General features: G+C 62.3%; 7 protein-coding genes. 2 read left to right on the top strand and 5 right to left on the bottom strand.

Annotation, left to right across the window (positions count from 1 at the left end; genetic code table 11):
* Window positions 1-97: 97 nt before the first annotated feature.
* The 5 genes from pssA to dapB are packed head-to-tail and all read right to left on the bottom strand — an operon-like array spanning window position 98 to window position 3,807.
* Entirely contained in the window at window positions 98-859 is a 762-nt protein-coding gene (gene pssA / locus Q0349_RS13230) for a CDP-diacylglycerol--serine O-phosphatidyltransferase (protein WP_298081485.1), read from the bottom strand.
* 2 nt (window positions 860-861) lie between these two features.
* Window positions 862-1,563: an orotidine-5'-phosphate decarboxylase gene (gene pyrF / locus Q0349_RS13225; protein ID WP_298081484.1), complete on the bottom strand. Its 702-nt coding sequence runs from the start codon at window positions 1,561-1,563 to the stop codon at window positions 862-864.
* Window positions 1,560-2,690: a lipopolysaccharide assembly protein LapB gene (locus tag Q0349_RS13220; protein ID WP_298081483.1), complete on the bottom strand. Its 1,131-nt coding sequence runs from the start codon at window positions 2,688-2,690 to the stop codon at window positions 1,560-1,562. The genes pyrF and Q0349_RS13220 overlap by 4 nt, the downstream gene beginning before the upstream one ends.
* On the bottom strand, window positions 2,690-2,992 hold the full coding sequence (locus tag Q0349_RS13215; RefSeq protein WP_298081482.1) for a lipopolysaccharide assembly LapA domain-containing protein: 303 nt from the start codon (window positions 2,990-2,992) through the stop codon (window positions 2,690-2,692). Before Q0349_RS13215 ends, Q0349_RS13220 begins: the two co-directional genes overlap by 1 nt.
* A gap of 14 nt (window positions 2,993-3,006) precedes the next feature.
* A complete protein-coding gene (gene dapB / locus Q0349_RS13210) occupies window positions 3,007-3,807 on the bottom strand; it encodes a 4-hydroxy-tetrahydrodipicolinate reductase (RefSeq protein ID WP_298081481.1) in 801 nt (266 codons plus the stop codon).
* 61 nt (window positions 3,808-3,868) lie between these two features.
* Here dapB and Q0349_RS13205 point away from each other — a divergent pair, with 61 nt between their 5' ends.
* The gene (locus Q0349_RS13205) at window positions 3,869-4,387 is read left to right on the top strand and encodes a Smr/MutS family protein (RefSeq protein ID WP_298081480.1); all 519 of its coding nucleotides are present in this window, start codon (window positions 3,869-3,871) and stop codon (window positions 4,385-4,387) included.
* 154 nt (window positions 4,388-4,541) lie between these two features.
* On the top strand, window positions 4,542-5,130 hold a 589-nt coding region (locus Q0349_RS13200; RefSeq protein WP_298081479.1), incomplete at its 3' end, for a tyrosine-type recombinase/integrase.

Genomic DNA, 5,130 nt, shown 5'->3' with positions numbered 1-5,130 from the left:
GGCGGCGCGGCGCGCAGGGCGGCCAGTTCGGCGCGCGGCAGCCACAGTTTGTAGCCGAGCAGCGCCAGCGCGGTTTGTTGGTTCGGGCGGAGGGTAATCACCCGGTGCGCCCCTGGCGGCGTTTGGCGATGCGCCACAGTGTCCAAATGGGGCCGTGCAGGCCGTAGAGGAGGAAGAGCGCGAAGAGTGTGGGGGCAGGCTTGAGGAAGATGAGACCGATGAGGCAGGCGGGCAGCGCGGCTTTGCTGAAGGGCAGGCGGCTTTGCGGTTTGAAGGTTTTGAAGCTGTAGTATTTGAAGTTGCTCACCATTGCCAGCGCGCTGAACCAGGTGATGACGGCGGAGAGCATGATGAGGTTGGCGCCGTTCCAGTGGTAGTTGCTGCCCGTCCAGACGAAGCCGGCGACGATGGCGGCGGCGGACGGGCTGGGCAGGCCGATGAAGACGGCTTTGTCGGTGATGCCGACCTGGACGTTGAAACGGGCGAGGCGCAGCGCGGTGCAGGCGGTGTAGATGAAGGCGGTGAACCAGCCGAGTTTGGCGGGGTAGATGGGCTCGATGGCGGCGTAGTGCAGCGCCCACTGGTAGATGATGATGGCGGGGGCGACGCCGAAGGAGATGAGGTCGGCGAGCGAGTCGTATTGCACGCCGAATTCGGATTCGGTGCGGGTGAGGCGGGCGACGCGGCCGTCACAGCCGTCGAAGATCATGGCGACGAAGATGAGGGCGGCGGCGAAGGTGAAGCGGCCACTGCCGTCGATGACGGCGAGGATAGCGTAGAAGCCGCAGAACAGCGATGCGGTGGTGAAGAGGTTGGGCAGGATGTAAACGGTTTTTGAGCCGCGTATAGGCGTGGGCATGGTTATGCTCCGGTTTTGATGCTGGTGATGATGTCCGCCAGCGCGACCGCCGGTTTTTCGGCGCGGGTGACGGGGCGGCCAATGACGAGGTAGTCACCGCCTGCTTGCAGGGCGGCGGCGGGGGGCATGGTGCGTGTCTGGTCGTCTGCGCTGCTGCCCGCCGGGCGGATGCCGGGGGTGACGGTGAGAAAGTCGCGGCCATGCGCGGCTTTGACCGCGCCCGCTTCGTGTGCCGAGCAGACGACGCCGTTCAGGCCGCTGCCGGCGGCAAGCGCGGTGAGGCGGGCGACGTGGGCGGCAAGCGGTTCGCCAATACCGATTTCACGCAGTTCGTTATCGCCCAGGCTGGTGAGGACGGTGACGGCGATGAGCAGCGGCGGCTGGCGGTAGCGGGCAAGCGCGTCGGCGGCGGTTTCCAGCATTTTGCGGCCGCCGCTGGCGTGGACGTTCACCATCCACACGCCCATATCGGCGGCGACGCGCAGCGCGGCGGCGACGGTGTTGGGGATGTCGTGGTATTTGAGGTCAAGGAAGATGTCGTAACCGATGCCTTGCAGCGCTTCGACCAGTTGCCGTCCTTCGCGGGTGTAGAGTTCTTTGCCGATTTTCAGGCGGCAGAGGTCGGGCGAGAGTTGGGCGGCAAGTGCCAGGGCGTCTGCGCCACGGTTGTAGTCGAGGGCGATTAGCAGCGGTTTGGGGTTCATCGGTTTTCTACTTTGAGTTCGAGCTGCGGGCGGAAGCTGCTCCAGGCGAAGCAGGCGGGGCAATGCCAGATGAGGTTTTGCTGGCGAAAGCCGCATTCGTTGCACTGGTACACGGTGCGCGGCGCGACCAGTTTGCCCGCACTGGTGGCGAGCGGCGCGAGTCCGGGGCGGTAGTTGAACCAGGCGGAGAGCAACAGCGGGGTTTGTTTGGCTTCCATCCGCGTTTGCAGCAGGTCGGCAGCGGCGTCAGGCGCGGTTTCGCCCAGTAATTGGGCGAGTGCCAATGTCAGGCGCGGGTTCGGGTTTTGCGCTTCGGTTTTTTCCAGCCAGTAGCGGTATTCGTCGTCGCGGCCAATGGCGTGGTAGGCGGCGGCGATGTCGGGCAATACGTCCGGCAGGAGCGCCGCCGAGGTTTCGCCAATGCTTTGCAGGGCGTGAATGGCATTGACGTATTCGCCCTGGCGCAGCAGGAGCTGGCCGCGCATCCGGTTGGCGCGGACGCAGTCGCGGTCGGCAGCAAGCGCCTGTTGCAGGTATTGCGCGACGGTGGCGTCGTCGCCCGCCTGTTGTGCCAGCTCGCAGTAGTAGTGCGAGATTTCCGTGCCGCGCGCACCGTAGCCTTTTGCCTGCCACGCGGCGGAGAGCTCCAGCGCCGCCTGCCATTGTTTGGTGCGTTCGTAGAGGTGCGCCAGCGCGGGCATGACTTCCGCTTCGCGGTATTGTTCTGCCAGCAGTTGTTCAAACAGCGCCTGCGCCTGGTTGTACATCCCGGCGGCGGCGTAGTCTTCCGCCAGTTCGTAATCGACCGCCATCCGCTGTGCGTCGCTCAGCTGCGAATGGTTGCGCAGTTGCTGGTGCAGGTGCAGCGCACGGTCGAGTTCGCCGCGTTTGCGGAAGAGGCTGCCGAGGGTGAGCTGGTTGTCCAGCATTTGCTGGTCAAGGTCGGCCATGTGGATGAAAACGTCCACGGCGCGGTCGGTCTGGTCGTTCAGCAAAAAACCCACGCCCTCAAAATACGCGGCGCGGGTTTTGTCGGCACGCAGGTCGCGCGCTTCTTTGCGCATTGCCAGCCACCAGCCCGACCAGGCGGCGCACGGCAACAGCAGGATGATGAGCCAGTCAGCCATCAGGCGGTTTTCTGGTCGGCGTGAAATTCTGCCTGGATTGCCGCTTTTTCCGCTTCTTTGCGTTCACGCGCCATCAGGTGTTCCAGCGTGCGCGCGCGTTGCCGCCAGAAGAAGGCCTTGGTGCCAAAGAGCACCAGCATCAGCAGCGCGCCGAAGAGGAAGCAAATCAGCATTACCGCCACCAGCGGCAGGGTCTGCGTACCCAAAATGTAGTTCAGCGTTACCGCGCCGTTGTTGAAAAGCCCCATCACCGCGAAGGCGATGCAGAGGATGATAACGATCAGATAGTTCAAGTATTTCATGGAAATGTTCCCGCTCAGGAAGTGAAGCCCAGTACATCGGCCATGCTGTACAAACCCGCCGGGCGGTCGCCCAGCCAGTTTGCCGCCGTCAATGCACCACGCGCGAAAATACGGCGGTTGCTGGCGCGGTGGGTGAACTCCAGCCGCTCATCGTCCGCCGTAAAGAAAACAGTATGCTCGCCGATAATGTCGCCGGCGCGTACCACGGAAAAGCCAATATCGCCGCTCTTGCGGCGGTTCACATACGGATAGCGTTTGCGCTCGTCAAAATCGCTGTTTTGCGCGGCGGCAATCATCTCGCCGATGCGCAGCGCCGTGCCGGAAGGCGCATCCACCTTGTTGCGGTGATGCGCTTCGAGAATGTCCACGTCCCAATGCTGGAAATCCAGCACCTCAGCGACGCGGCGGCTGACCTCAAACAGAATATTCACGCCGAGACTGGTATTGGCGGCCAAGACCAGCGGAATATGCTTCGCGGCGCGGTGAATCCAGGCGGTGGCGTCATCATTAAAGCCGGTGGTGCCAATCATCAGTGGTTTCTTCAGCTTCTGGCAGACTGGCAACAGCAACAGCGTCGCATCCGGCCGGGTAAAATCGACCACCACATCCACCGCCGCGCAGAACTGGTCCAAATTACTGGTCACGCGCACCGTGCATTCCGGCAATTCCGGGGCGACATCACACAGACGCTTGCCCGCCCAATGATGACCGTTGCGCACCGAGGCCGCGCCCAGCTCCAGCTCCGGGTGCGCCATGATTTCATGCGCAATCGCCAAACCCATCTTGCCGTTAATCCCGTGAATACCGATTTTCATGATTTATCCTTATAAAAGCGCGCGGTGTATGATGAAACAAACCCTGCCTCACCCAGCCCCCATGACGGAAAAAGAACGCTTTGCCGACCTTGTCGGCGCAGTCACGCCCCTGAAAACCCCGCCGCAGGCCGAAGACTTCGGCAAGCAGGCGAAAATTTTACAGCGCCGCCGCATCGAAGCGCAACGTATTCGGCACAGCGCCGACCCGCAGGAAACCCGGCACAACCTCGCCGCCATCCCCGACGCCCGCTTCCATGCCCTCTGCGCCGGACGGCTGCCGGTCGCGCGCGAAATTGACCTGCACGGTTTCTTTGTGGATGAAGCGCTGCGCTACCTCGGCGATCTGCTGGACGAACGCCGTAACCGCCGCAGCGAATGCTGGATTGTCGTCCACGGCAAAGGGCGCAACAGCCCGCATTACGACCGCGCCCCGCTCAAGCAGGCGGTGCTGGAACTGCTGCTGCGCCATCCGGCGGTCAATGCCCTCGCCACCATCGTCGATAGCGACGGCTACAGCGGCGCGGTTTCGGTGGAAGTCCGCGAAGCAATGCGGGAACGGTGGCGGGATTCACGAATCTAGAAACAATAAACCCTTTTGCAGATAAGGGGTTATTGATTTTGACGGGAGCGGGTGCAGTGCCTCGTACCGACGCCGATATTCTGCGTCGCTATCTCGTCGAAGTCACGCCAACCAAAAAGAGTGCGCGCAACGAGAGCCTGCGGCTGTCGGCTTTTTGCGTGATTTTTTCCGCATCGCTGGCAAACTGGTTGAGAAATTGAACCGGCGCGATGTCCACTTGCAGTCGGTGAGGGCTGCCAGCGTGGTGCGCGAGTGGAACTCGCTGTCGGCGCTTTATACCCACGCGCAAAAGGTATGGGGGCTGTTGTTACCGCAAAATCCTTTCTGCCTTATCAAGCGCCCTGCGTCCAACCAGTCGCGTGACCGGCGCATCACTCCAGACGACGCTGCGGCTATCGTCGCCGCATTGGGCTACACGCCCGGCTCGCGACTGAAGTTACAGCGGGAGTTGGTTGCCTGGTGTTTTTTGTTTGCGATGGAGACGGCGATGCGCGCGGGCGAGATTTTGAAGCTGCAACTCGATGATGTTGCGGGCAAGCTCGCTACCCTGCGCGACACCAAGAACGGCCATGATCGCACCGTACCGCTGTCTGTCGCTGCGCGTGAGTTGCTCGCACTGGTCGATTTGCCGCTGCCGTCCGGGACGCTGGACGCGCTATTCCGCAGGTACCGCTCTGAACCGCCCCAAAATTATCGGAGGGCGGATGGATTGGATCAGGCAGCTTTGTCTAATCCGTCTTTTT

Origin of the sequence: uncultured Cardiobacterium sp. (assembly GCF_938028185.1) — a bacterium.
Classification (GTDB): Bacteria; Pseudomonadota; Gammaproteobacteria; order Cardiobacteriales; family Cardiobacteriaceae; genus Cardiobacterium.
This window is presented reverse-complemented; position numbering and strand designations above follow the sequence as displayed.